This window comes from Bradyrhizobium xenonodulans (assembly GCF_027594865.1).
Lineage (GTDB): Bacteria > Pseudomonadota > Alphaproteobacteria > Rhizobiales > Xanthobacteraceae > Bradyrhizobium > Bradyrhizobium xenonodulans.
The window spans coordinates 2,812,644-2,837,011 of record NZ_CP089391.1 but is presented as its reverse complement, the minus strand read 5'-3'; the positions used below and the strand labels follow the sequence as shown (position 1 = coordinate 2,837,011).

The following is a 24,368-nucleotide window of genomic DNA, read 5'->3' as shown; positions in this document are numbered from 1 at the left end:
AACAGCCTCGAATCCCGCTCGTTCGTCGAACCGGTGGTCCGAATCCGTTCCTGCAGGGCACCGGCGCAGCATCGCATCGGCTTTCGAGCGAGCCGATGTTTGCCCAATCCGGGACATCAGGAGCACCGCTGTTCCACAGTGACGCAGCGGCGTACGACCTTCGTCGAGCCCGGGCGGCAGGATCGGGAGAGCGCGCATTAACACTCACCCTGTTCGACCATGCTAGGCTGCCGCCACACTTGCAACGCGTATCCCCTGGGGACGCCCCGCATCTTCGATGATCGATTCCATTGTCCAGTTTCTGCGGCGTGACGTCACGCGCGGTGTCGTCGGGACCATCCTTCTCAAGGTTGGCAGCGGCGCGCTCGCGTTTGCGTTGTTCTCGCTGGCGGCACGAACGATGTCGCCCGATGGATTCGGCATCTTTGCGACCTGGCTTTCGGTTGCGCAGATCGCAGCGGTGGTTGGACTGGTCGGCCAGGAATCGCTGCTGGTGCGCTTCCTGAACGAATATGAGGTCGGCGAAAGGCCTGACCTCACCAAAGGCGTCCTGCTCTCGAGCCTCAGGATTGCCGCCGTCGCGATGCTGATCGCGATCGCTGCGGTCGCCTTGATCGCGCATGTCAGGGGCGATCTCTGGCTGCTGATCCTCGCGGTCTCGGCCTACACCGCCGTGAGCGCCGGGCTGATGCTCGGCAGCCAGATCGCACGCTCGCTGGTCAGCATTCTCATGGGCGAAGGCAACCGCGAGTTCTTCTGGCGGGTCATGGTCGTCCTGTTTCTGCTCGCCATGCTGTTCGGGCATCGGCAGCTCGATCCCGCCGAGTTGATTGCGGTGATGACGATTGCCATGTCGGTGGGCCTGGTCGCGCAGATCATCGCGATTGCGCGAGCGCTGCCGGATTTGCGCACGACGGCAGCAAATTCCGAAGCATCGCGCTGGCGATCGAGCGCGCTGCATTTCTGGCTCGCGTCCATCCTCGAGGTCGCCAACCAGTATTTCGACGTCATTCTGGTCTACTGGATGCTGGATCCGGCGACCGCCGGCATCTACTTCGCGGCCTCGCGCCTCGCCAACATCTTCGCCATGCTGTCCGCCGCGCTGTACACGTTCGGCGCGCGCCGGCTTCCTTCGCTGTACTTCAGCAAGAACCATCAGGAGTTCGAGCGGACATTGCAGCTCATGGCCGAAGTGACCGCGTTTTGCGTGGTCGCCGGGCTCGCCTTGATCTGGATTGGCGGCCCCGCTCTCCTCAACCTGTTCGGGCCGCATTTCACCGCGCAGCACTCGGTCCTGATCGTGCTCGCGATCGGAACCGCAATCCAGGCTGCCGGCGGTCCATCTGCGGCGATCCTCCAGTTGACCGGCCATGAACGCATCTATGTTCCCGTCGTTGCCGCGAACGTCGCGCTGCGGCTGGTCGGGTTCCTCGTCCTGATCCCCTGGCTTGGCGTGCTTGGCGCGGCGGTTTCGGCCACCGTATCGCTGGCGCTCACGACCATCGCGCTCAACATCCTGTGCCGGCGGCGAACCGGGGTCGATCCTTCCGTTCTCGTGCTGTTGCGCGTCTCGGCGTGGAAACGCCGCATCTATGCAGTCCGCGGCGCCGACCCGGCCGAATAAGTATCGATCGCCCTTTCGCTTGGTTAATCCGCAACTGCCGCGCATTAACTCCGTTTGTTGCTAGTCGATGTCTGCCCGATGCCTGCATGATAGGTACGGCGTCAAGAAGGTGAAGATTTCGTTTCTTTAGCGGGTCGGGATCCGTGCTCCACTACCAGCCGAACAGGGAATTGGCCGAGACGACCGCGACAGCATTCCTGCGTCCAGACGGTAGCGGACGAAAGCTGCGCGTGCTTCTCGTGCAGACCCAGGCCGAGAACGCGGGTGCTCAGGAGATCTCCAGACTGCTCGGCGCCGGCCTCACCGCGCGTGGCCATCGCGTCACCAACCTGTTCTTCTTCCGCAAATCGGATTCGTTCGACGAGCCGCCCGAGACGTTCTATGGCGCCTCGCGCCGGCCGGGTAATCCATTGGCGTTGCTGCAGATGCTGTGGACGCTCGGCGGTCATATCAGGAGCACACGGCCCGACGCCGTCCTGACCTTCCAGCATTTCGGCAACGTGATCGGCGCAGGCGTGACCCGCCTCGTCAGCCGCGCACCCGTTATCGCCAATCAGGTCTCGTCCGCACTGGCGATGAGCCGGCCGGTCCGCACGGCCGACATCGTCATGGGCAGCCTCGGCTTCTACGACCGCATCACGCTGAACTCGAAGGACATGGAGCGCGAGTACTCGCGCTATCCGCAAGCCTACCGATCGCGCATGGTGCACGTTCCGCACGGTTTCGAGGACAAGGCACTCATCCTGCCCAAGGACGCCGCACGAGGGAAATTCAATCTGCCGACCGATCGCATCCTGCTCGGCTGTGCAGCGCGGCTGCACCCGCACAAGCGGCTTGATGCGGCGATCCGCCTGTTGCCGGATGAACCCTCCTGGCACCTCGCCCTCGCCGGCCAGGGCGCCGACGAAACGCGGCTGCGGCAGCTCGCGGACGAGTTGAACGTAGCGGACAGATTGCATCTGCTCGGCGAAATCGCCCCGCGGCAGATCGCGGATTTTCTCGCCTGCCTCGACATCTTCGTGTTTCCGACGCAAGCCGAAACCTTCGGCCTTGCCGCGGTCGAAGCCGCCAACGCCGGCGTGCCCTCCGTCGTCACGGATCTTCCCGTGCTGCGCGAGGTGCTCTCCTTTGAAGGAAGGCCCACCGCCCTCTTCGTCGATGCTTCAGACCAGGCAAAGCTGTCGGCTGCCGTCTCCCGACTTTTGACCGACCAAGCACTGAGCGACGAATTACAACAAAATGCCCGAGGCCTGAGGTTGCGCTATTCGGTCGATGCGATGGTTGAGGAATACGTCAAGATCCTCAGCGAAGTCGTCTGACTCTATGCGCCGGAATAGGTTGGCTCGACGTGATCATCGAGTTTCGCTGCGAAATTGACTATGCGCGGCGGTGGATGCACCGCGAGACGCTGTCGATCGACGGCCTGAACGTCCCGGTGCAAATCGCGTGGACGGCAACGGCGGAGCCGCGGCCCGCAGGTCTCGACGCCCTGTTCTCCCTGGAGCGCCTGGTGCTGCACAAGGGCAAGCCCGGCGGCGCCGACAGGCTGAAGGTCATCCCGGAACAGGCGCACACCGGGACCGCCGACGTGATCGTCGATTTCACCAGCGCTCCGCGCGATCCGAACTCTTCGGCACAGCTCTATCTCCGCCCGCTGTTCAATGGAGCCGCGGGCGAGAACGCCGCGCTCGCCGCCATTCTCGGCGGCGACCTTCCCGTCATCGAGATCGTCAACGAGGTTGACGGCGCCGTGGTCGATCGCGGCCATCCTTCCAGCGAGATTGCGGCCGGTCTGAGCGGCGGGCTCGAAACGGTCATGGCGCGAACCCTGACCATGTTGGCGGCGATCCTGTCGGGACGGCCGCGCATCGTGCCGCAGCTCGCCCGCCCGATGCAAAGCGGCAACGGTCCTGGACCAGCGGCCTACGTTGTACGCGGCCTCGCCGTGTCGATCGCCAAGGAGATCTATCGCCTGTGCTGCTACGCGCCGCATTGGCATGTCGGCTGGCGCTTCAATGACGGCGCAGGCGTCTGGCAGACCGGCGACCTGTCCGGGCCGGGCTGGAACATTCTCGGCGATCCCGGAAGCCATTTCTATGCCGATCCCTTCCCCATCACGTGGCAGGGACGAACGTTCGTCTTCTTCGAAGATCTCGACCACCGCGTTGGAAAAGGCATCATCTCGGCGATCGAGTTCGGCGAGGCCGGCCCGGTCGGAGACGTCGTGCCGGTGCTGGAAGAGCCCTGGCACCTGTCCTATCCGTTCCTGATCGAGGACAAGGGCGAGCTCTGGATGATCCCCGAGAGCTCGCTCAACGGCGACGTCGCGCTCTACAAATGCGTCCGGTTTCCGGACAAATGGGAACGGCACGCGACGCTGCTGTCAGGCCTCGAACTTGCCGATGCGACGATCACGCAGCACAACGGGCTGAACTATCTGTTCGGGGCCTGGCGCGACGGAACCGGCGGCTATTCGGATTCGCTCGCGATCTATCATGCCGAGCATCTGCTCGGACCCTGGCTGCCCCATGCCAGCAACCCGCTCCTGATCGATCGCGCGAGCACGCGACCGGCGGGGAATTGCGTCACCATGAATGGCAAATTGTGGCGACCGGTCCAGAACTGCACCGGCGGATACGGCGCAGCGCTTGCGCTAGCGGAAGTCGTCGAACTGTCGCCGACGACGTTCAAGCAGGTCGTCCGCCACTCCCTGAAACCCGGACCGCTATGGCCCGGCAGGAAGCTGCACACCCTGAACCGCTGCGGCCGCCTCGAGGTGATCGACGGATCGCGCGTTCAACCCAAGACCCGCGCATTCGCAAGCAAGTTTCCATCGACCGTTTCGCCGGCGCGGACCAGCCCCTCTACCGCCAGCTAGCGCGGGTGGCTGAACAGATCCGTCGTAGCGTCGTCGACGGCGATATCGACCAGCGCGGGGCCGCACGAAGCCAAGGCTTCGCTCAGCATGGGATCGAGATCATCGACCGCGCTTACGCGCCGCCCCGCGCAGCCCATCCCCTTGGCGAGCGCCACGAAGTCGAGCCCGGGCAACTCGATTCCGGGTGGGCGATGCGCCGACGACGGTGGCGGCATGATCGTCGCAGTCCTCGAATGCTCTTGTCGTCGCGGTTTCCTCCTCCGGTGTCATTATCGTTCTGTTGTTATTACCGCGCGGCCGCAGGTTTGGATGCGGCGATGGGAATCGATCAGCCTGCCAGCCGCGCGCCGTCGCCCGCATCGTGTCCGAGCGCACGGGCCAGGACGTGTCCGATCGTTCCGGCCTGCGATGCACTGCCGCGCCAGGCCACGATCTGGTCGGGACGTATCAGCGCGAGGTCCGCCTCATAGAGACCGCGCAACAATTCCGGCAGCGTGACAAGCTTCACGTCGACCCCGAGCGTGCGGACGGCATCAGCGACCGCGGCGTGAGCTGCGGCGACCTCGCCGAACTGGAGCAGCGTCCATTCGAATCCGAACAAATCGTACAAGGACACGCTGTCGTCCAGCCACGCATGCGGTGCGCGGCCGCCGGGACAAGCGCTCGGAATGTAGACATTCGCAGCGTCGGGCGGCGGCTGGCTGCCGTCGGAGACGATGATGGGCGAGCCGTCGTAGCGTCCGCCGAAAGTGACGCCGGGGATGTTGAATTCGGCGCGGGCGTGCTGCTCGAGATAAATGCCGGCGATCCGCCGCGCCTCGCCGCCCTCGTCGGTAGCGTCCTCGATCTCCGGCGCGGGCGCGAACAGACCGAGGGAGTCGGCAAAGCGCCGCGCGTAATCGGTGTTGCGCAGCGCCACCGGACGCCGCTCGACCTCGTAGCTGTCGAGCAGCGTCGCCGGGCTCGCACCCTTGACGACGCTTGCGAGCTTCCAGCCGAGATTGACCGCATCCTCGATCGCAGTGTTGTAGCCGAGCCCGCCGGTCGGCGTGAACAGATGCGCCGCGTCGCCGCCGAGGAATACCCTGCCCCGCTGCATCCCGTCCGCAACCAGCGCGTGACCGGCGGTCCATGTCAGGAACGACAACACCTCGCATGCGATCGGCGCGTTACAGGCACGCTGGAACGCGGCCTTGGCCTCGTTGACCGTGATCGCATTTTCGTCCTCGCCCGGCCGGAGCTGCGTGTGAAACGCGAATTCGTCACGCCCGTTCACGGAGGCCATGAACGCGCGGCGGTCGCCGTTGAAGCAATTGTACATCCACGCCCTGGCATGCGGGATGCTCGCGTAGAACTCAGGCGCACGGAGATAGACGGCCAGCATGCGGCCGCCCATGAAATCGCGCTGCGTCCCGGTCTCGCCGCCATAGACGATCCCGAGCGATTGCCGGACCATCGAGCGCGGCCCGTCCGCCCCGACCAGGAAGTCGGCCTCAACCTGAAATCGGCTATTGTCATCGAGACATTCGATCTCGCCGATGATGCCGTCGTCGCTTTCGACGTAGCCGACGAGACGATGACCATAGGAGAGCTGAATTCCGGGAAGTCGCTCGGCGTGCCGGCGCAGCACCGCCTCGACATATTTTTGCGAGACCCGATGCGGCAACTCCGCTGCGCTCCAGGAGCCCGACATGCCCCGGATCAGTTCCCCCGCGCGCGACGATGACGGCAATGCAAACCGCGCCAGCTCATAACCGGTATAGCGCGTGAAGTAAGCAACATCGGTCGGATAATCGGCAGGCAGACCTTCGCGTCTGATCTCGTCGGCAAAACCCAGCCGTCGATAGTGCTCCATCGAGCGCGCCTGCGTCGCATTGGCCTGCGGATTGAAGGCGGTGCCCGGCTTTTCATCGACCAGGATCGCGGACACGCCACGGCGACCGAGCTCGTTGGCCAGCATCAGCCCGCATGGCCCCCCGCCCACGATGAGCACCGAGGCCGTCAAACGTGTTTCCAAGACAGTTCTCCCTACCAGCATTATCCTGCATGGTAAGGTCGCCTGACTATACCGTCAAGTAACCTGACTAATCCGGATCGTCGAGCGTGTCGAACCTCTCGCCGTAGACCGCCAGCCCCTTCACGATCGCATCCATCGTGGCCTTGCCGAGCTCGGCACGCATCTCCTGCTCGGCGACGTCGACAGCATCGCGGAACGCATCCAGCCATTTGCGCCCGGCCGGCGTGAACATGACGATGCGCGCGCGCCGGTCGGTCGGATCGGCGATGCGGTCGACGAGACCGAGCTCGGCGCATTGATCGACCAGCTCGCCCATCGCTTGCTTGCTCATGGAGGCGCGGCGGGCAAGCTCCGTGAGCCTCGTCCCCTCCACGTCGAGATTACGGGTGAGGCCGACATGCGCGATCCGCGTCTCGTCATGCCCCTTCCCGCTCATCAGCTCGAGCACACGGCCTTCGAAGCGCCGCACCGCGTTGTTGAGCAGGCGACCGATATTGGCATGCCGCCACGCGGTGCCGGATGTCCTGGCTTTCACGAGATCTGTTTTCCGATTCGATCAATCGAGATCGTGCAAAGCTAGCACAAGAGGCTGGGCGGGGCGGCGTAGGTCAAAACGCCGCCCGTCATCTCGTATGTCGAGCGCTCCCGGCCGAGGGCGGCGTTCTACTGAGAACGATCCGAGGTCCAGCCCTTGTACTCGGCGATATTGTCCCTGGTGACGAGCTTCGACGGCAGGAGCTCGACGGTCGAGGCCGGTTTCTGACCATTGAGAATGCCGACACCCACCTGCACGGCCCGCCGCGCCATGAAGAACGGGTCCTGCGAAGCGGAAGCCTGGATCTGCGGCGACTGCGGATCCTTCAGCGCAGCCTCGATGTCGGGCGCACCGTCCACCGCGGTGATGACAATGCCGCTGCGGTTTTGCTGGCGCGCCGCAAGGTCGGTGCCGATCGCCTGCGGATCGTTGATGGCGAAGATCGCATCGATCTTGGGAAAGCGGGTCAGATAGCCCTGCGCAACGGTGAGGCCGCCCTCGCGCGAGCCCTTGCCGTCCTGGTCGCTGGACAACACCTTGATGCCGGGATTCTTCGAGAACACGTTCTTGCAGCCGACGACGCGGTCGATCACGGCGGAGACCTGCGGCCCGTTCTCGATGACGACGTCCCCCTTTCCTCCCAACTTGTCGACGATGTATTGGCAGGAGATCTCGCCGGCCTGCACGTTGTTCGTGGTCACGGTGGCATCGGCGCCTTCGGCCGCTGTGTCGACCGCGACGACGACGACACCGGCCGCCTGCGCCTTCTTGATCGCCGGCCCGATCGCCTTGGGGTCGCCGGGGTTCAACAGGATCAGGTCGACGCCGGCGGCGATGAAATTGTCGATCTGGGTGACCTGCTTGCCGAGGTCGTATTCGAAGCCGACCGCCGTGATCTTCACATTGGGATTGGTCTTCTTCGCCTCGAACTCGGCGCCTTTCGCCAACGCGACGAAGAACGGGTTGCCCATCGAACCGAGCGAGACGCCGATCGATTTGAGCTCCTTGGCGAAGGACGGCGTGCTGCTTAGGGCAAGCGCCGTCGCGGCGCCGCGAGCGTGATCGTCTTCAACATGGACTTCCTCCCTGGTCTGTCTTCATCCCCGGCACGGCAGACCAGTTGCCGCAACGGAAGCCATGTGCGCCGAGCCTCTCAGGTTCTGGCGGAGCCTTGCAGCCGGTAACGGTCGAGCGCCACAGCGCCGATGATCACCAGACCCTTGATCACATATTGCCAGATATCGGAGACACCGACGAGAATGAGGCCGTTCGACAGGACGGCAATGATCAGCGCGCCGACCAGCGTGCCCCAGATCGAGCCGATGCCGCCGACGAACGAGGTGCCGCCGAGGATCACGGCGGTGATCGCATCGAGCTCGTAGGACTGGCCGAGCTGGAGGCCGTTGGCCGCATAGAGCCGCGCTGCCTGCATGGCGCCGCCGAGGCCGGCGAACAGCCCTGAAACACCGTAGACGAAGATCAGCACGGCCCAGACCTTGATGCCGGCAAGCCGCGCCGCGCTTTCATTGCCGCCGACCGCATAGATGTGCACGCCGAGCACGGTCCGGCGCAGCACCAGCCACGAGACGAGGATGACGAGCAAGGCGATCACCGAGAGCCAGGGAATCGACGCGACGCCGGGAATAAGCGTCAGCGAGCCGTTGCCGATGAAGGCATAGGGAATGGAAGGATTGAACACGGTGGTGTCGGCCCCGAGCAGTCGCGCCAGGCCGCGGACGGCGGTGAGAGAGCCGAGCGTGACGATGAAAGGCGGCAGGCGGAGGAGCGCAATCAGCGCGCCGTTGACGATGCCGAAGCCAAGGCCGGTGAGCAGCGCGGCCGGCAGCCACAACATCCCGAGCTCGGGCAGCTTGGAGAGCGTCAACCCGGCCATCGCGGAGGCCGCCAGGATCGAGCCGACCGAGAGGTCGATGCCGCCGGTGAGGATGACGAAGGTCATGCCTGCGGCGAGCACGGTGTTCACGGCGGCCTGCTGCAACACGATACCGAGATTTTGTCCGGTGAAGAAGCGGCCCTCGGACAGAAAATGGAAGCCGCCGCACAGGATCAACAACACCGGCAGCATGCCGAGCGCGCTGATCAGCAGCCTGATGCGCTGGCGCTTCGTCTCTTGCGCGGCCGCGAGGCCCGCGGCGCCGGCCGTGTCCGCCTTCGGAGGGCTGTCATGCATCGAGTTGCTCCATCCCCGTGGCGAGTGCCATGATGTCTTCCTGGTTCAAGGGCGAGGTCGCGCCACGCTCGATTTCGCCGGCGATATGCCCTGCCCGCATGACGACGACGCGGTCGCAGATGCCGATGATCTCGGGCAGATCGGACGAGATGACGAGGATCGCAGTGCCGGCCTTGGCCAGATTGTCGATGATCGAATAGATCTCGGACTTGGCGCCGACGTCCACGCCGCGCGTCGGCTCGTCGAGGATCAGGACCTTCGGCGCAATGGCGAGAAGCCGCGATAGCAGCACCTTCTGCTGGTTGCCGCCGGACAGGCCACCGGCGGGAACGCCGACGGTGGCGGCGCGGATGCTGAGGCCTGCGAAGGCTCTGTCAGCGCGCTCGCGCGCCTTGTCGCGATCCAGGAACCAGCCGAGCTTCGCATCGCGGCCGAGCACCGCGAGGTTGATGTTGTCCTGGCAAGACATGTCCAGGAACAGGCCGAGCGCCTTGCGGTCCTCGGTCAGATAGGCGATCCCGGCCTCGAGCGCCTCGCCGGGCGTGCGGATCTCGACCGGACGTCCCTCCAGCTCGAGCCGACCGGAGGTTCTGGGCGACGCGCCGATGATGAGATGCGCGAGCTCGGTGCGACCGGCGCCGATCAGGCCGGCGAGGCCGACCACCTCGCCCGCATGCACGGTCAGCGAGCAACCCTCGACGCGCTGGCCATCGGCCATGTCGATCGCGGCGAGCACGGGATGCCCCCGCCCTGCCTCCGGATCATGATCCTTCTTGTAGAACGAGGAGACGTCACGCCCGACCATCAGCCGAACGATGGTGTCGGCGCGGATGTCCTCTTTGTCGAGCGAGCCGACCAGCCGGCCGTCGCGCAGCACGGTGACGCGGTCGCCGAGCGCATAGACCTCGTCCATGCGATGCGAGATGTAGATGATGGCAAGCCCCTCGGCGCGAAGCTGGCGGATCAGCGCGAACAGCCGCGCGCTCTCGCCGGCCGACAACGCGGTGGTCGGCTCATCCATGATCAGGATCTTTGATCTCGCGTGCAGCGCACGCGCGATCTCGACCAGTTGCCGCTGGCCCATGGAGAGATGCGCCACCAGCGTCGATGGCAGGAAGTCCGCGCCCAGCCGTTTCAGGATCGGGCCGACGCCCTCGCGCATTTCGCCGCGCGCCAGCAAACCTGCACGCGACATTTCCCGGCCGAGATAGATATTCTCGGCGACACTGAGATTGGGAGCCAGCGACAGCTCCTGGTAGATGATGGCGATGCCCGCCGTGCGCCCGCCGAGCGGACCTTCGATCCGTACCGGGTGTCCTTCGATGCGGATTTCGCCGCCGGGATCGGGCCTGTAGGCGCCGGACAGGATCTTCATCAGCGTCGACTTGCCGGCGCCGTTCTCACCCATCAGGGCATGAATTTCGCCGGCATAGACGGTGAGATCGACGGCACGCAGCGCCTTGATGCCAAAGAAGGATTTTGAGACCCCACGCATCTCGAGGATCGGATCGTTCATCGTGCCTCCCGACGCACAATGCGTTTCCTACCCGCGTCTCGATGTTCTTGTCAGCGCGGTTCACGCATTAAACAAAACGCCGACGCACAGAGCAATACCGAACACGCGGGAATGCAACACAGGGGCGATGCTAGTGGCGCGGCCGATACAGTTCGCGCCACGCTGGAAGCCGTTCGGCATAAGCATCGGTCAGCCCTGCGTCAGGTTCGAACGTCTCGATGCGCTGCGGCCGCGTGCACACGGCGGCGACCGCCTCACCGGTGACAGCAAGCCGCCCCAATCTCGCCGCACCGAACGCCGCGCCGGTCTCGCCCCCGGCAAAGCGATGGATCGGAACATTCAGCACGTTTGCCAGCACCGCGAGCCAGAACCCGGAGCGTGAACCACCGCCGATGACATCGGCCTCGGCAATCGCGATGCCGGCATCCGCGAGCGCGTCGCGGCAATCGGCAAGCGCGAAGGCAACGCCCTCGAGCACCGCCTGCACAATGGTCCCGCGATCGGTGCCATGGCTCAAACCGTCGAGCATGCCGCGCACGAAGGGATCGTCGTGCGGCGTCCGCTCGCCCGCGAGGTAGGGCAAGAAGCTCACGGGCGACGGTGCCTGCGGGCGCGATCCAAGCGGCGACAGCAATTCGGCTTCGGTGATGCCGAACAGGCGCGCGGCCCAGGCCAGGCAGGAGGCGGCCGAGAGGATCGCACCGGCCTGGATCCACATGCCGGGAACGGCGTGGCAGAACGTGTGCACGACGCGATCGGGGTTGGCGGCAATGCTGTCGGTCGGCGCCAGCAAGGCACCCGAGGTTCCCAGCGACACAAACGCGGTTCCCGGCCGGATCGCGCCGATGCCGACGGCGCCCGCCGGATTGTCGCCGGCACCGCCCGCGATCACCGGTCGCCTGGTCATCCCCCAGCGCTGCGCGAGCTCGCCGCGCAGTGTCGTTGCCGGCGCGCATCCCTCGACCAGACGCGGCATGTGATCGCGCGACAGGCCGGTCGCGGCGAGGGCTGCGTCCGACCAGTCGCGGCGCGCGGCGTCGAGCCACAGCGATCCCGATGCATCCGAGACGTCCTCGACGGCCTCGCCCGATAGCACCAGGCGCAAATAGGCTTTTGGAAGCAGGACGAGTTTGGTCGCCGCAAAAATTTCAGGCTCGTGCGCCGCGATCCAGAGCAGTTTTGGCGCGGTGAATCCCGGCATCGCCTTGTTGCCCGTGATCGCACGCAAGGCGGGCCAGCGCTGCTCCAGCATGCGGCACTCCGCGGCGGAGCGCCCGTCGTTCCAGAGGATGCAGGGCCGCAGCGGCCTCAAGCTCGCATCGAGCAGCGTGGCGCCATGCATCTGGCCGGACAGTCCAATGCCTTCGACTGCCGCCAACGCGCCGGGATGCGTCGTCTTCAAGGCATCCAGCGTAGCAAAGGTCGCATCGATCCACTGCGCGGGGTCCTGCTCGGAATAGCCTGATTGCGGCGAGGCGGTCGCGAGCGGCCGGCTCTCGCTTGCAATCACGCGCTGGGAAGCGTCGACGAGAACGGTCTTGACCGCCGAGGTGCCGAGATCGATGCCGAGATACATGGAGGCTTCCCGCTCATTTAGCCGCGTCGATCCAGATCCCCGGCTCCGAATGCTCGCGGATGTAGCTGACCAGGAAGTCGGAAAACACCCTGATCTTGGCGGGCAGTCCGGCGCGGTTCTGGTAGGCGACGTTCATGGTGAGCAGCGGCAGCTCCCACTCCATCAGGACCGGGACCAGACGGCCCGCCGCGATATCGCTCTGGACGATATAGAGCGGCTGGATGAGGATGCCGAGGCCCGCCAGTGCCGCGCCACGGATGACCTGGCCGTCATTGCTGTCGAGCGTCGGCGTGATCCGGACGGTCTGTGCGCCATGGCCTTTGCGCAGGCGCAGCGAATAGGGATCGTTCGCAAGATTGTAGACCAGCATGTTGTGGCGGGCGAGATCGGCAGGCTGTTCCGGCGCGCCAGCGTTTGCGAGATAGGAGGGCGCGGCCGCAAGCACGCGCCGCATCTGGCCGATGCGGCGAACGATGATGTTCGAATCCGGCTCCTGCTCGCGCGTTCGGATCGCCACGTCGATCCCCGCCTCGATGAAATCGGGATACCGGTTGGCGGTGGTGATCTGCATGTTGAGCTTGGGATAGCGCGCGCGGAAGGCCGGCAGCATCGGCGCCAGATAGATCACCGCAAAGGAGAGCGAGCTCGTGACCCGCAGCGTGCCCTGCGGCGACAGCGCGCGATCGCTGACGACGTCCTCGGCCTCCGCCAGTTCGTTCAGGACCCTGCTGGCACGTTCAAGGAGTTCCTGCCCCGCCTCCGTCAGCCACAAGCGGCGGGTGTTGCGCTCGATCAGCCGGACCGCAAGCCGCTCCTCGAGCGCGCTGAGATGGCGGCTCGCCGCCGCGTTCGACATGCGCAAGGCTTCGGCGGCTTTGGACAGGCTGCCGAGCTCGGCCGTCTTGGAGAACACCTCCAGTTGCAGCAAGCGATCCATTTTTCCACTTTTAGAAAAAGAGACTTACGATTATTGGCCTTTATTTCCGTATCCCGCAAGGCAAAATGCCCCCAACACAAGCAAGATAGCAGGCGAGGAAATCAGGAAATGTCGGGCCCGATCAGGCACATCGTGATGTGGCGGCTGCGCGGGGAGACCCCCGAGGAGCGCTCCGCCGCCCGGCTGAAGGTCAAGACCCTGTTCGAGGGCCTCAAGGGCCGCATCGACGGCCTCACCCATATCGAGGTCGGCGTCGACGTCAGCGCTGTCGACTACGCCTGCGACGTCGTCCTGTTCTCCGAATTCACCGACCAGGCGGCGCTCAGCGCCTATGCCAACCACCCCGAACATTTGCGCGTCCGCGAGGCGCTGGGCGACTTGCGGATCGGGCGCTTCCAGGTCGATTATCCCGTGAAAGAGACCGGCGCATGATCGGTTCGTTCACCTTTGAAAACCTGCCCTGCCGCGTCGTATTCGGCAGCGGAACGCTGGCTCATGCCAAGGCCGAGGTGGAGCGGCTCGGCGGCAAGCGCGCATTGGTGCTGACCACGCCGCAGCAGGAGGCGCAGGGCAAGAGCCTGGGGACGGCGCTCGGCCCGCTCTATGCCGGCCTCTTTTCTGGCGCAACCATGCACACGCCGGTCGACGTGACGGACCGCGCGCTCGCCGCCATGAAGGCGTGCGAAGCCGACTGCGTCGTCTCGCTCGGCGGCGGCTCGACCACCGGCCTTGGCAAGGCGCTCGCACTCCGCACCGGAATCAACCAGCTCTGCATTCCCACTACCTATGCCGGCTCGGAGATGACGCCGATCGTCGGCCAGACCGAGAATGGCCTCAAGACCACGGTGCGCGACGCGGCGATATTACCCGAGACCGTGATCTACGATGTCGACCTCACCTTGACGCTGCCGGCGAGCCTTGCTGCGACCTCCGGCATCAACGCGATTGCCCACGCGGTCGAGGCGCTCTACGCACGCGACACCAATCCCGTGACGTCGCTGATGGCGGAGGAAGGCATCCGCGCACTGGCACGCGCCCTGCCCGCCATCGCCGCGAAAAGCGACGATCGCGAGGCCCGCACCGAAGCGCTCTATGGCGCCTGGCTGTGCGGCGTCTGCCTCGGCACCGTCGGCATGGCGCTGCATCACAAGCTCTGCCACACGCTCGGCGGCACTTTCGACCTTCCGCATGCCGAAACCCATACCATCGTGCTGCCGCATGCGCTCGCCTACAACGCGCCTGCAGTGCCGGACGCGATGGCGCGCATCGCGCGTGCGATCGGCGCGGCTGATGCCTCGCGAGGGCTCTACGACCTCGCGAAGCAGCTGGGTGCGAAGCTGGCATTGCGCGATGTCGGCATGCCCGAAAGCGGCATCGACAAGGCGGCCGATCTTGCCGTCACCAACGCCTACTGGAATCCGCGTCCGCTGGAGCGCAATGCCATCCGTGACCTGATCGCGCGCGCCTTCGCCGGCGAGCCGCCTGTTACCATCAAAGCGGCGGCTTGAAGCAATGCGGCGCACGCTGATCAAATCCGCGACGATCATCAGCATGGATGAGGCGATCGGCGATCTCGCGACCGGCGATTTGCTGGTCGAGGGCAACCGCATCGCCAGCGTGCGGCCATCGATCGACGTCGCGGCCGACACGGAGATCGTCGACGGCACGGGGCGCATCATCATCCCGGGCCTGATCAACGCACACATGCACACCTGGCAGACGGGCTTGCGCGGCTTTGCCGCGAACTGGACGCTGCTGGAATATTTCCGCCGCATGCACTCCGGGCTCGCGACCGTGTTCCGGCCCGAGGACATCCATATCGCGACGCTGGTCGGCGCGCTGAACCAGATCAATTGCGGCACCACCACGCTGGTCGACTGGTGCCACAACAATCCGACACCCGACCATACCGACGCCGCCGTGCGCGGCCTGATCGAGAGCGGCATCCGCGCCGCCTTCTTCCATGGCTCGCCGAAACCGGAGCCGAAGCCCGGCGAGCCGCATTTCTCGGAGATCCCGCATCCGCGCCGCGAGGTCGAGCGGCTGCTGGCCGGCCCCCTCGCCGACCGCGACGGCCTCGTAACGCTGGGGCTTGCGATCCTCGGCCCGCATTATTCGACGCTCGATGTCGCCGCGCATGATTTTCGCATGGCGCACGAGCTCAAGCTGATCGCCTCGATGCATCAGGGCGGCGGTCCGGCCAAGACGCCCGGCGGCTGGGACAAGCTGATCGCGGCGGGCCTGGTCGGCGCCGGCATCAACATCGTCCATGGCAACGATCTGCCCGACGATCTCCTCGACCGGATGGTCGAGCTCGGCGTGTCCTTCTCGGTGACGCCCGAGAACGAGATGATCCAGGGCCACGGCTTTCCGATCACCGGGCGCCTGCTCAAGCGCGGCGTGCGGCCGACGATCGGCATCGATCTCGAATCCATACTCTCCGGCGACCTCTTCTCCGCCGCGCGCGTCGCACTGTCGATGCAGCGGGCGCTCGACAATGCGGAGTCGCGCAAGACCAGCGGCACCATTCCGGCGACGACCACGATTCCCGTCCGCGAGGCGCTGCGCTGGATCACGACGGAAGGCGCCCGCATGCTCGGCCGCGAGCACCAGATCGGATCGCTGACGCCAGGTAAGCTCGCCGACCTCGTCATCATCAGCGCCTCCGATCTCAACCTCTTCCCGGTGCACGATCCCGTCGCCACCGTGATGATGCAGACGAGCCTCGCCAACATCGAGGCCGTGATGATCGGCGGCGCCTGGAAGAAGCAGAACGGCCGCCTGCTGGTCGAGGGGCTGGAGACGAAGAAGGAGCTGCTGACGCAATCCGGCCGGCGGCTGGTGCAGGACATCGAACGACAGGGACGCGCCGCCTGAAGGCGTCAATGGACAACAACAATGACTGACGCTTCAAAGACTGTCGCTTTCATCGGGATCGGCAAGATGGGTCTGCCGATGTCTGTGCTCGTCGCCAAGGCCGACTACGCCGTGACCGCATTTGATCAGAGCGCCGCGCGGCTTGCCGAGGCGCGCGCGCAAGGCATCACGATTGCCGCTTCGCCAACCGACGCCGTCAGCGGCAAGGCGGCGATCGTCACGTCCCTGCCCGATGACGCCGCCCTGCGCGGCGCGTTGCTCGGTCCCACCGGCATCATCGGTGCGATGGCGCCCGGCGCTGTCTTGATCGAGACCAGCACCGTGAGCGTCGAGGCCTCAACTGAAGTCGACGCCGCGGCGCAGGCCCGCGGCATTGCCTATCTGCGCTCGCCGGTCTCCGGCAATGCCAGCATCGTCCACACCGGCGCCCTGACCTGCTTCGTCTCGGGTCCGAAGGAAGCCTTCGAGGACGCAAGGCCGCTATTCGCATCCTTCACCCGCGCGCAGACCTATCTCGGACCGGCCGAGGAAGCGCGCTACGCAAAACTCTCGGTCAATCTGATGATCGCGGTGTCGGCCGCGATGATGGCGGAGAGCCTGGCGCTGGCACGCAAGGGCGGCATCGCCTGGCAGGACATTTTGAAGGTGCTCGACGACAGTGCGGTGGCTTCGCCGATGGTGAAGTACAAGACCGCGCCGCTACGGACGCGCGATTTCGAGTCCACCTTCTCCTGCAAGCAGATGGCCAAGGATCTCGACCTGATCCTCGGCGCCGGCCATGCCGTCGGCGTGCCGTTACAACTCGCTGCACAGGTGCGGGAGACCTACGGCTCGCTGGTCGCACAGGGCAACGGCGAGGCCGACTTCATCGCGACCGTCAAGCATCTGGAACGACTGTCCGGGCTTGGTGAACCGAAACTCTGATCGGCGGAGACACGCATGCGCAATTTCAACGAAAACACCATCACGGACGCCGTGCTGGAGCGGATCGCGGGCGCAACCGATCTGCGCATCAAGCAAGTCAGCGAAGCGCTGGTGCGCCACCTGCATGCCTTCGTCCGCGAGGTACGGCCGACCCAGAAGGAATGGGAATACGGCATCGATTTCCTGACCCGCACCGGCCACATGTGCGACGACAAGCGTCAGGAGTTCATCCTGCTGTCGGACACGCTCGGCGTCTCCATGCTGGTCGATGCGATCAACCATCCGGTGCCGGAAGGCGCGACCGAGACCACGGTGCTCGGCCCGTTCTTCGTCCAGGCCGCGCCGGAGAAGGAGATCGGCGCAGTCATCTCGGGTCCGATGGAAGGCGATCCGATGCTGGTCACCGGCTCGGTCTCGACGGTCGATGGACAACCACTTGCGGGCGCCGTCGTTGACGTCTGGCACTCCGACGATGACGGCTATTACGACGTGCAGCAGCTCGACGACATCGGCGATCTCGCGATGCGCGCGCGCTTCCACACCGACGCCAACGGCCGCTTCCATTTCTGGTCGATCAAGCCGGCGGCTTATCCGATTCCGCATGACGGTCCGGTCGGCGAGATGCTGGAGGTGCAGGGCCGCCATCCCTGGCGCCCAGCGCATGTGCATTTCATGATCTCGGCGCCCGGCTTCGAGCAGCTCGTGACGCACGTGTTCGTCGCCGGCGACCAGTATCTCGACTCCGACGTGGTGTTCGGCGTCAAGGACAGCCTGATCCGCGAATTCGTCAGGCACCCCGCCGGCCGTGCGCCGGATGGTCGCATGGTGGACAGCGAGTATTTTCATCTCAACTACGATTTCGGTCTGAAGCAGCTCGCGACCAACGCAAGAGCCGCATAAGCTAAAACGGTGCCGGACCAACAAGAGTCCGGTCGCAGGGAGCAGACGGGGAGCAGGATGGGACCGCGGGTCAGCACGAGCATATTGGCCGAACGCCTCACCGGCATGATCGGCCCGCGCGCGAGCGTTGCGCGCGGCGTGCTCGATCAGCATGGGCAGAGCGAGTCGCATTACCGGAGCCTACCGCCCGACATCGTCGTCTTTCCCGAGACGACGCAGGAGGTGGTCGAGATCGTCAAGCTGTGCGCGAGCGCGAACATGCCGATCGTTCCGTTCGGCGCCGGGACCTCGCTCGAAGGCAATGCGGCCGCGGTCGCCGGCGGCGTCTGCTTCGACTTCGTCCGTATGAACAAGGTGCTGGCGGTGCATGACAGCGACATGGACGTCGTGGTGCAGCCCGGCATCACGCGAAAGCAGCTCAATGCGGAGCTGCGCAATACCGGGCTGTTCTTCCCGATCGATCCCGGCGCAGACGCCTCGATCGGCGGCATGACGTCCACGCGCGCGTCCGGCACCATGGCGGTGCGCTACGGCACCATGAAGGACAATGTCATGGCGCTGGAGGTGGTGCTCGCCGACGGCCGCGTGATCCGCACCGCGAAGCGCGCGCGCAAGTCAGCGGCCGGTTACGATCTGACACGGATGTTCGTCGGTGCGGAAGGCACCCTCGGAATCATCACCGAGATCACGCTGAAGGTGCATCCGGTGCCGCAAGCCATTTCAGCGGCGGTCTGCAGCTTCGATACGCTGCACAATGCCGTCGACACCGCGATCTCCGTGATCCAGTCCGCGATCCCCGTGGCCCGCATCGAGCTGCTCGACGACGTCATGGTGCGGGGCATCAACGCCTACGCCAAGCTCGGCTATCGCGAGGCGCCTACCCTGTTCTTCGAATTCCACGGCTCCGAAACGTCCGTTGCCGAGCAGGCCGAGGCCGCGCAGGCGATTGCCGCCGACCATGGCGGCCATGGCTTTGCCTGGGCCAAGGCACAGGAAGACCGCAGCCGGCTCTGGCACGCCCGCGACAACACGCTCTATGCAGGTCTGGGCCTGCGGCCCGGCGCACGCGCCGTGATCACGGATGTCTGCGTGCCGATCTCGCGGCTGGCGGAATGCCTCACCGAGACACGGCGGGACGCGGACGCGCACGGCTTTACGGCGCCGATCGTCGGCCATGTCGGCGACGGCAATTTCCACATGCTGATCCTGATCGACCCCGCCCGGCCGGATGAGGCCGAAGGCGCCAAGGCGCTGCAGGCGCGCATGGTCGCCCGTGCCATCGCGATGGACGGCACCTGCACCGGCGAGCACGGCATCGGGCTCGGCAAGATCGACTACCTCGCCGACGAACTCGGCGAGGCTGTCGATGTGATGCGATCGATCAAGACTGCACTCGATCCCGACGGCCTGATGAACCCCGGAAAGATCTTTGCGAGCGGAGCGCACGCATGAGCAACGCCGCATTGGCCATTGAGCCCTCCTCGCCTGTCCCGCTGCTCGAGCTGCGCGGCATCAGCAAGGAGTTTCCGGGTGTCAAGGCGCTGGATGACGTGTCCCTTGCCGTCTTTCCCGGCGAGGTCCACATGCTGCTTGGCGAGAACGGCGCCGGCAAGTCGAGCCTGATGAAGGTGCTGTGCGGCGCCTACCGCGCCGATGCCGGCGAGTTCTATTGCAAGGGCGACAAGGTTGCGATCAACTCGACCGCGGATGCGCAGAAGCTCGGCATTGCCGTGATCTTCCAGGAATTCTCGCTGGTCCCCTATCTCGACATCGCCCAGAACATCTTCCTCGGCCGTGAGCCGAAGGGCCGCATTCCCGGCACTATCGACCGCCGCCAGATCCTGGCCGACGCCAGGCGCGTACTCGAGACGATCGGCTTCGACATCGATCCCTCCACCACCGTCGACAAGTTAGGGGTGGCGCAGCAGCAGATGGTGGAGATCGCGAAGGCGATCAGCCAGAACGCGCGCATCCTCGTGATGGACGAGCCGACCGCGGCGCTGTCCGACCGCGAGACCGAGCTGCTGTTCGCGCTGATCGCGCGGCTGAAGGCCGACGGTGTCTCCATCGTCTACATTTCGCACCGCATGGCCGAGGTGTTCGCGCTCGGCGATCGCATCACGGTGCTGCGCGACGGCCGTCGCATCGACGGCGTCCGTCCCGCCGACGTCACGCCGGACCAGCTCGTCCGCATGATGGTCGGCCGCAACGTCGACATGACCTATCCGCGCAATTTCGCCGACAAGCCCGGCGAGCTGCTGCTCGAGGTAAAGGGCCTGAGTTCATCGACTGGCATCTCCGACATCAACATCGAAGTGCGCCGGGGCGAGATCGTCGGCCTGTGCGGCCTGGTCGGTTCCGGCCGCAGCGAGGTCGCGCGTGCGATCTTCGGCGCCGACGCCGTGACGTCAGGCGAGATCATCTTCGACGGCAAGACCATGTCCGGCGAGCCTGATCTGGCCGCGCGCCGCGGCATCGCGCTGATCCCGGAGAGCCGCAAGAGCGAAGGTCTCGCGCTGTTGCGCTCAGTGAGCGAAAATCTCGTGGTGTCGGCGCTGCGAAAGCTGTTCCCGAGCGGCCTGTTCGACCAGCGCAGCGCGCAGCGCACCGCCGACGGCTTGATCCGGCAGCTCCGCATCGCGACGCCGAGCGCGCGGCAGACCGTCGGCCTGCTCTCCGGCGGCAACCAGCAGAAGGTCGTGATCGGAAAATGGCTCGCGGCCGGCTCAAAACTCTTCATCTTCGACGAACCGACGCGAGGCATCGACATCGGCGCCAAGTCCGAGATCTTTGCGCTGATCGACCGGCTGGTGGCGGAAGGCGCTGCCGCGCTGATGATCTCGTCCGAACAGGTCGAGATCTGCCATGTCTGCGACCGCGCCTATGTGATGCGCGAGGGCCGCATCGCCGGGCATCTGACCCGCAACGAATTGACCGAGGAGAACATCGTGCGACTGGGGATGCATCATGCGTGAAGCCGCGGTCGTTACCCAATCCAATCCACTGCAGCGCGTTCCGGGCGTTGCCATCGTGCTGGCGCTCTTGATTGCGCTCTTCAGCACGATCGCACCCGGCTTCCTGTCGCTCGCCAACCTCTCCAACGTGCTGGTGCAGTCGACCATCCTGACCATGCTCGCGCTGCCGATGACCCTGATCATCATGACCGAGGGGCTGGACCTGTCGATGGGCGCGGTGCTGACGCTGACCTCGCTCTGCGTCGCCATCGTGTCGCTCGCGACCCACTCGATGCTGCTGGGCCTTGGAGCCGGTCTGCTGGTCGGCGCGGCCTTCGGCATCGCCAATGGCTGGCTGGTCGCCATCCTCGGCATCCCGCCCTTCGTCGCGACGCTCGGCACGCTCGGCATGGCGCAGGGCCTGTCGCTGATCGTCAGCGACGGCCAGAGCGTGGTCGGCATCCCCCATAGCGTGCGCGACATCTATTCGGCGACGCTGCTCGGCATTCCGGTGCCGATCGTGATGGCGCTCGTCACCTATGCCGCCTTCCACGGCCTGCTCTATCACACCCGCTTCGGCACCTATATCTTCGCGCTCGGTGGCAACCGCGAGGCGCTGCGCTATGCCGGCCTCTCGCCGAACAAGCTGCTGATCGCGGTTTACGCGATCGGCGGCGCCATGGCCGGCATCGCGGGCCTGTTGATGACCGCGCGCATGAACTCCGGCCATCCCACCGCCGGCCTCGGCCTCGAATTCGATGCCATCGCGGCCGTTGCCGTCGGCGGCACCTCGTTCGAGCGCGGCAATGGCTGGCTGCTCGGCACGGTGCTGGGGGTCCTCTCGGTCGGCGTGCTGCGCAACGGGCTGAACCTGATCTCACTGCCGTCCTCGGTACAGGTCGCAAGCGTCGGCGTCCTCGTCATCGTCGCCCTGTTCCTCGACGGCATCAGGAGCCGCGCATGACCGACATCACCAAGGACGCCATGATGCCGCCCCGCTCGTTCCTGTCGCAGGATGCGATCCAGGTGTTCTATCGCCTGCTCGCGGCGCTGCTGATTTGCGCGGTGCTCGCCGTGCTCAGCGATTCCTTCCTGAGCCTCGGCAACATCCTCAATGTGCTGAGGCAAGCGAGCCTGACCTTCTTCATCGCCTCCGGCCTGACGCTGGTGGTGCTGACCGCCGGTCTCGATCTCTCCGTCGGCGCCAATGTCGCGCTGTCCGCCTGCATCGCCGGCACCGTGATCCACAAGACCGGCTCGCCGGCGCTCGGCATCCTCACCGGGCTTGCCTGCGGCGGCATCGTCGGGCTCCTCAACGGCGTGATGGTGACCGCGCTGCGCATCCCCTCCTTCATCGCCACCTACGGCATGCTCTGGGTGCTGAACGGCCTGACTTACTGGTACATGGCGGGCGAAACGCTGCACGGCTTCCCCGCGGGCTTCCGCCAGATCGGCAGCGGCTATTTGTTCGGGCTGCCGATCCCGGTCTACCTGCTGCTGGTCTTCCTCGGAATCGGAACGTTGTTTGCGCAGCGCACGATCTGGGGCCAGGAGATCTATGCGATCGGCGCCAATCCGGTCGCCGCGCGCCTGTCCGGCATTCCGGTCGCGCGCCGCCTGCTGCTGGTCTATGCGGTCTCCGGCACCATGGCGGGGCTTGCCTCGATCATCTTCCTGTCGCGGCTGAACTCGGCCGAGGCCGACATCGGCGAAAGCCTGACGCTGCCAGCGATCGCGGCCGTGCTGATCGGCGGCACCTCGCTGTTCGGTGGTGTCGGCACCGTGTTCGGTACCTTCATCGGCGCGCTGATCCTGACGCTGGTGCTGAACGGCATGAATCTCTTGTCGGTCAGCGCCAACTGGCAGCCGCTGGTGACAGGCATCATCGTCATTCTCGCGGTCTGGCTCGACATGAAGACCCGCCGGCGCGCGCAATGAGTTCTAGAGTTCAAACAAGCAAAATGAGGGATGGAGGCAACATGAAACAGATACTGGGTTACCTGACGCTACCGCTACTGATGGCCGCGGCTCTCGCCACGCAAGCGCGCGCCGACGGCGAGACCATAGCCGTCTTCACCAAGAACCAGACCAACCCGTTCTTCCAGACCGTGCGGGTCGGCGCCGACAACATGGCGAAGACGCTGAACGCCAAGACCCTGCAATACATCCCGACCAAGCCGGACTCGATCCCCGAGCAACTCAGCCAGATCGAGGACGTCGTGGTGAAGAAGCCGAGCGCGATCGTGTTCACGCCGGTCGACTACAAGGCAATGGTGCCGGGCGTCGAGAAGATCAACGAGGCCAAGATCCCGGTCGTCAACATCACCGACCGCTCCGCCGGCGGCAAGTTCCTCTCCTTCGTCGGCGCCGACGATTACAGCCTCGGGCTCGAGACCGCGCGCTTCCTGCTCAAGGCGCTGGGCGGCAAGGGCAACATCGTCATCATCGAGGGCGTCAAGGGCTCGCTGACCAATGTCGACCGCGTCCGCGGCTTCAACGACGCGCTGAAGGAGAACACGGGCGCCAAGCTGCTGGCCTCGCAGCCGGGTAACTATCAGCGGCTCCAGGCGCTCCAGGTGATGGAAAACCTGATGCAGTCGAATTCGCAGATCGACGGCGTTCTCGCGGCCAACGACGCCATGGCGGTCGGCGCGATCGAGGCGCTCGACGGCGCCAACCGGAAAGCCCAGGTGATCGGCATCAACGGCACCAAGGAGGCGATCGACGCGATCAAGTCCGGCAAGCTGCTCGCAAGCGGCGACTACAACGGATTTGCGCAAGGCTGCCTCGGCACCATGATGGCGATCCGCAGCTTGCGCAATCAGCCCGTGATCAACGAGATCGTGCTGAAGCCGACCGTCATCACCAAGGACAATTACCAGCCGTTCGACGTGCCGCTGGAGCAGCGGACGTGCCCGACCTTCGAGGACGCGGGCAAGCTCAGCGCCAAGTAAACACACCAATCACGTCAGGACCGGACGGCCGCACGCGCGGCCGTCCCAAGAACGACGCCAAGAAACGGAGACACCATGCTGTTCGCCATTCACGCGCTCGACCGCGCCGGCGCGCTGCCGACCCGGCTTGCCAATTACGACGCCCACAAGGCCTTCCTCAGCGATACTTCGCGCTTCGGCGTCAAGATCGTGATGTCGGGGCCGCTCGTCTCCGACGACGGCGCGACCATGATCGGCAGCCTGTTCCTGATCGAGGCGCCGGGCCGCAGCGAGGTCGAAGCCTTCAACCGTGCCGATCCGTTTGCGGCGGCCGGCATCTGGGAGAAGGTCACGATCACGGGCTTCCTGCGCCGGCAGGGCTGAACGCGGCCAAACTAAAAATGCGAAAACAACCCCATGCACAGTAGAACGGGGGTTGTTTTTGCTGACGAATTTTGCGTCGCGGGTGGTTTTGACTCGTCGGGCAAAACAGGAGCAGAATGGCA

General features: G+C 65.3%; 22 protein-coding genes. 14 read left to right on the top strand and 8 right to left on the bottom strand.

Annotated elements, in window-relative coordinates:
* Nucleotides 1–277 precede the first annotated feature (277 nt).
* The 3 genes from I3J27_RS13105 to I3J27_RS13095 all read left to right on the top strand — a co-directional run bounded on the left by I3J27_RS13105 (nt 278) and on the right by I3J27_RS13095 (nt 4,502).
* Nucleotides 278–1,624 (top strand): lipopolysaccharide biosynthesis protein, encoded by a 1,347-nt coding sequence (locus I3J27_RS13105; RefSeq protein WP_270169755.1) that lies wholly within the window; start codon nt 278–280, stop codon nt 1,622–1,624.
* A 143-nt stretch (nt 1,625–1,767) separates the two neighbouring features.
* A complete protein-coding gene (locus I3J27_RS13100) occupies nt 1,768–2,943 on the top strand; it encodes a glycosyltransferase family 4 protein (RefSeq protein WP_270169754.1) in 1,176 nt (391 codons plus the stop codon).
* Nucleotides 2,944–2,972: 29 nt separating this feature from the next.
* The gene (locus I3J27_RS13095; RefSeq protein ID WP_270169751.1) at nt 2,973–4,502 is read left to right on the top strand and encodes a glucosamine inositolphosphorylceramide transferase family protein; all 1,530 of its coding nucleotides are present in this window, start codon (nt 2,973–2,975) and stop codon (nt 4,500–4,502) included.
* On the opposite strand, the gene I3J27_RS13090 is transcribed toward I3J27_RS13095, so the two are convergent.
* The 8 genes from I3J27_RS13090 to I3J27_RS13055 all read right to left on the bottom strand — a co-directional run bounded on the left by I3J27_RS13090 (nt 4,499) and on the right by I3J27_RS13055 (nt 13,274).
* Entirely contained in the window at nt 4,499–4,717 is a 219-nt protein-coding gene (locus tag I3J27_RS13090) for a thiamine pyrophosphate-dependent enzyme (RefSeq protein WP_270169750.1), read from the bottom strand. The genes I3J27_RS13095 and I3J27_RS13090 overlap by 4 nt on opposite strands.
* A gap of 113 nt (nt 4,718–4,830) precedes the next feature.
* Nucleotides 4,831–6,540 carry an FAD-dependent oxidoreductase gene (locus I3J27_RS13085; RefSeq protein WP_270169748.1) on the bottom strand — a complete coding sequence of 570 codons (1,710 nt, stop codon included), beginning with the start codon at nt 6,538–6,540 and terminating at the stop codon, nt 4,831–4,833.
* 46 nt (nt 6,541–6,586) lie between these two features.
* On the bottom strand, nt 6,587–7,054 hold the full coding sequence (locus I3J27_RS13080; protein WP_270169746.1) for a MarR family winged helix-turn-helix transcriptional regulator: 468 nt from the start codon (nt 7,052–7,054) through the stop codon (nt 6,587–6,589).
* Between the two features lie 128 nt (nt 7,055–7,182).
* The gene (locus I3J27_RS13075) at nt 7,183–8,025 is read right to left on the bottom strand and encodes an ABC transporter substrate-binding protein (protein ID WP_270169744.1); all 843 of its coding nucleotides are present in this window, start codon (nt 8,023–8,025) and stop codon (nt 7,183–7,185) included.
* Nucleotides 8,026–8,207: 182 nt separating this feature from the next.
* On the bottom strand, nt 8,208–9,245 hold the full coding sequence (locus tag I3J27_RS13070; protein WP_270169742.1) for an ABC transporter permease subunit: 1,038 nt from the start codon (nt 9,243–9,245) through the stop codon (nt 8,208–8,210).
* Nucleotides 9,238–10,761 (bottom strand): sugar ABC transporter ATP-binding protein, encoded by a 1,524-nt coding sequence (locus I3J27_RS13065; RefSeq protein WP_270169740.1) that lies wholly within the window; start codon nt 10,759–10,761, stop codon nt 9,238–9,240. The genes I3J27_RS13070 and I3J27_RS13065 overlap by 8 nt, the downstream gene beginning before the upstream one ends.
* A 130-nt stretch (nt 10,762–10,891) precedes the next feature.
* Nucleotides 10,892–12,337, bottom strand: coding sequence for a xylulokinase (xylB, locus tag I3J27_RS13060; protein WP_270169738.1), 1,446 nt, complete (start codon nt 12,335–12,337; stop codon nt 10,892–10,894).
* Nucleotides 12,338–12,350: 13 nt separating this feature from the next.
* Nucleotides 12,351–13,274 carry a LysR family transcriptional regulator gene (locus I3J27_RS13055; RefSeq protein WP_270169736.1) on the bottom strand — a complete coding sequence of 308 codons (924 nt, stop codon included), beginning with the start codon at nt 13,272–13,274 and terminating at the stop codon, nt 12,351–12,353.
* 108 nt (nt 13,275–13,382) lie between these two features.
* Between I3J27_RS13055 and I3J27_RS13050 the strand changes: the two genes are divergently transcribed.
* From I3J27_RS13050 to I3J27_RS13000, 11 genes are all read left to right on the top strand, one after another.
* Nucleotides 13,383–13,706: a Dabb family protein gene (locus I3J27_RS13050; RefSeq protein ID WP_270169734.1), complete on the top strand. Its 324-nt coding sequence runs from the start codon at nt 13,383–13,385 to the stop codon at nt 13,704–13,706.
* On the top strand, nt 13,703–14,782 hold the full coding sequence (locus tag I3J27_RS13045) for a maleylacetate reductase (protein ID WP_270169732.1): 1,080 nt from the start codon (nt 13,703–13,705) through the stop codon (nt 14,780–14,782). Before I3J27_RS13050 ends, I3J27_RS13045 begins: the two co-directional genes overlap by 4 nt.
* Nucleotides 14,783–14,786: 4 nt before the next feature.
* A complete protein-coding gene (locus I3J27_RS13040) occupies nt 14,787–16,151 on the top strand; it encodes an amidohydrolase family protein (RefSeq protein ID WP_270169730.1) in 1,365 nt (454 codons plus the stop codon).
* A gap of 21 nt (nt 16,152–16,172) precedes the next feature.
* Nucleotides 16,173–17,075, top strand: a complete 903-nt coding sequence (locus tag I3J27_RS13035) for an NAD(P)-dependent oxidoreductase (protein ID WP_270169728.1) — start codon at nt 16,173–16,175, stop codon at nt 17,073–17,075.
* A gap of 15 nt (nt 17,076–17,090) precedes the next feature.
* Nucleotides 17,091–17,975: an intradiol ring-cleavage dioxygenase gene (locus I3J27_RS13030; protein ID WP_270169726.1), complete on the top strand. Its 885-nt coding sequence runs from the start codon at nt 17,091–17,093 to the stop codon at nt 17,973–17,975.
* A gap of 57 nt (nt 17,976–18,032) precedes the next feature.
* Nucleotides 18,033–19,427 (top strand): FAD-linked oxidase C-terminal domain-containing protein, encoded by a 1,395-nt coding sequence (locus I3J27_RS13025; protein WP_270169724.1) that lies wholly within the window; start codon nt 18,033–18,035, stop codon nt 19,425–19,427.
* Nucleotides 19,424–20,950: a sugar ABC transporter ATP-binding protein gene (locus I3J27_RS13020; RefSeq protein ID WP_270169722.1), complete on the top strand. Its 1,527-nt coding sequence runs from the start codon at nt 19,424–19,426 to the stop codon at nt 20,948–20,950. The genes I3J27_RS13025 and I3J27_RS13020 overlap by 4 nt, the downstream gene beginning before the upstream one ends.
* On the top strand, nt 20,943–21,893 hold the full coding sequence (locus I3J27_RS13015; RefSeq protein WP_270169720.1) for an ABC transporter permease: 951 nt from the start codon (nt 20,943–20,945) through the stop codon (nt 21,891–21,893). The genes I3J27_RS13020 and I3J27_RS13015 overlap by 8 nt, the downstream gene beginning before the upstream one ends.
* Complete coding sequence (locus I3J27_RS13010; protein WP_270169718.1) at nt 21,890–22,867, top strand: ABC transporter permease; 978 nt, start codon at nt 21,890–21,892, stop codon at nt 22,865–22,867. The genes I3J27_RS13015 and I3J27_RS13010 overlap by 4 nt, the downstream gene beginning before the upstream one ends.
* Nucleotides 22,868–22,908: 41 nt before the next feature.
* Nucleotides 22,909–23,883 (top strand): sugar ABC transporter substrate-binding protein, encoded by a 975-nt coding sequence (locus I3J27_RS13005; RefSeq protein ID WP_270169716.1) that lies wholly within the window; start codon nt 22,909–22,911, stop codon nt 23,881–23,883.
* A 75-nt stretch (nt 23,884–23,958) separates the two neighbouring features.
* Nucleotides 23,959–24,246 (top strand): YciI family protein, encoded by a 288-nt coding sequence (locus tag I3J27_RS13000; RefSeq protein WP_015687161.1) that lies wholly within the window; start codon nt 23,959–23,961, stop codon nt 24,244–24,246.
* Nucleotides 24,247–24,368 lie beyond the last annotated feature (122 nt).

What these genes read in the sequence shown, in the direction of transcription:
- I3J27_RS13105 (WP_270169755.1), top strand. Translation starts at nt 278, where the DNA reads ATGATCGATTCCATTGTCCAGTTTCTGCGGCGTGACGTCACGCGCGGT.
- I3J27_RS13090 (WP_270169750.1), bottom strand. Translation starts at nt 4,717, where the DNA reads ATGCCGCCACCGTCGTCGGCGCATCGCCCACCCGGAATCGAGTTGCCC.
- I3J27_RS13085 (WP_270169748.1), bottom strand. Translation starts at nt 6,540, where the DNA reads ATGCTGGTAGGGAGAACTGTCTTGGAAACACGTTTGACGGCCTCGGTG.
- I3J27_RS13075 (WP_270169744.1), bottom strand. Translation starts at nt 8,025, where the DNA reads ATGGGCAACCCGTTCTTCGTCGCGTTGGCGAAAGGCGCCGAGTTCGAG.
- I3J27_RS13070 (WP_270169742.1), bottom strand. Translation starts at nt 9,245, where the DNA reads ATGCATGACAGCCCTCCGAAGGCGGACACGGCCGGCGCCGCGGGCCTC.
- I3J27_RS13065 (WP_270169740.1), bottom strand. Translation starts at nt 10,761, where the DNA reads ATGAACGATCCGATCCTCGAGATGCGTGGGGTCTCAAAATCCTTCTTT.
- xylB (WP_270169738.1), bottom strand. Translation starts at nt 12,337, where the DNA reads ATGTATCTCGGCATCGATCTCGGCACCTCGGCGGTCAAGACCGTTCTC.
- I3J27_RS13055 (WP_270169736.1), bottom strand. Translation starts at nt 13,274, where the DNA reads ATGGATCGCTTGCTGCAACTGGAGGTGTTCTCCAAGACGGCCGAGCTC.
- I3J27_RS13050 (WP_270169734.1), top strand. Translation starts at nt 13,383, where the DNA reads ATGTCGGGCCCGATCAGGCACATCGTGATGTGGCGGCTGCGCGGGGAG.
- I3J27_RS13045 (WP_270169732.1), top strand. Translation starts at nt 13,703, where the DNA reads ATGATCGGTTCGTTCACCTTTGAAAACCTGCCCTGCCGCGTCGTATTC.
- I3J27_RS13040 (WP_270169730.1), top strand. Translation starts at nt 14,787, where the DNA reads ATGCGGCGCACGCTGATCAAATCCGCGACGATCATCAGCATGGATGAG.
- I3J27_RS13035 (WP_270169728.1), top strand. Translation starts at nt 16,173, where the DNA reads ATGACTGACGCTTCAAAGACTGTCGCTTTCATCGGGATCGGCAAGATG.
- I3J27_RS13030 (WP_270169726.1), top strand. Translation starts at nt 17,091, where the DNA reads ATGCGCAATTTCAACGAAAACACCATCACGGACGCCGTGCTGGAGCGG.
- I3J27_RS13025 (WP_270169724.1), top strand. Translation starts at nt 18,033, where the DNA reads ATGGGACCGCGGGTCAGCACGAGCATATTGGCCGAACGCCTCACCGGC.
- I3J27_RS13020 (WP_270169722.1), top strand. Translation starts at nt 19,424, where the DNA reads ATGAGCAACGCCGCATTGGCCATTGAGCCCTCCTCGCCTGTCCCGCTG.
- I3J27_RS13015 (WP_270169720.1), top strand. Translation starts at nt 20,943, where the DNA reads ATGCGTGAAGCCGCGGTCGTTACCCAATCCAATCCACTGCAGCGCGTT.
- I3J27_RS13010 (WP_270169718.1), top strand. Translation starts at nt 21,890, where the DNA reads ATGACCGACATCACCAAGGACGCCATGATGCCGCCCCGCTCGTTCCTG.
- I3J27_RS13005 (WP_270169716.1), top strand. Translation starts at nt 22,909, where the DNA reads ATGAAACAGATACTGGGTTACCTGACGCTACCGCTACTGATGGCCGCG.
- I3J27_RS13000 (WP_015687161.1), top strand. Translation starts at nt 23,959, where the DNA reads ATGCTGTTCGCCATTCACGCGCTCGACCGCGCCGGCGCGCTGCCGACC.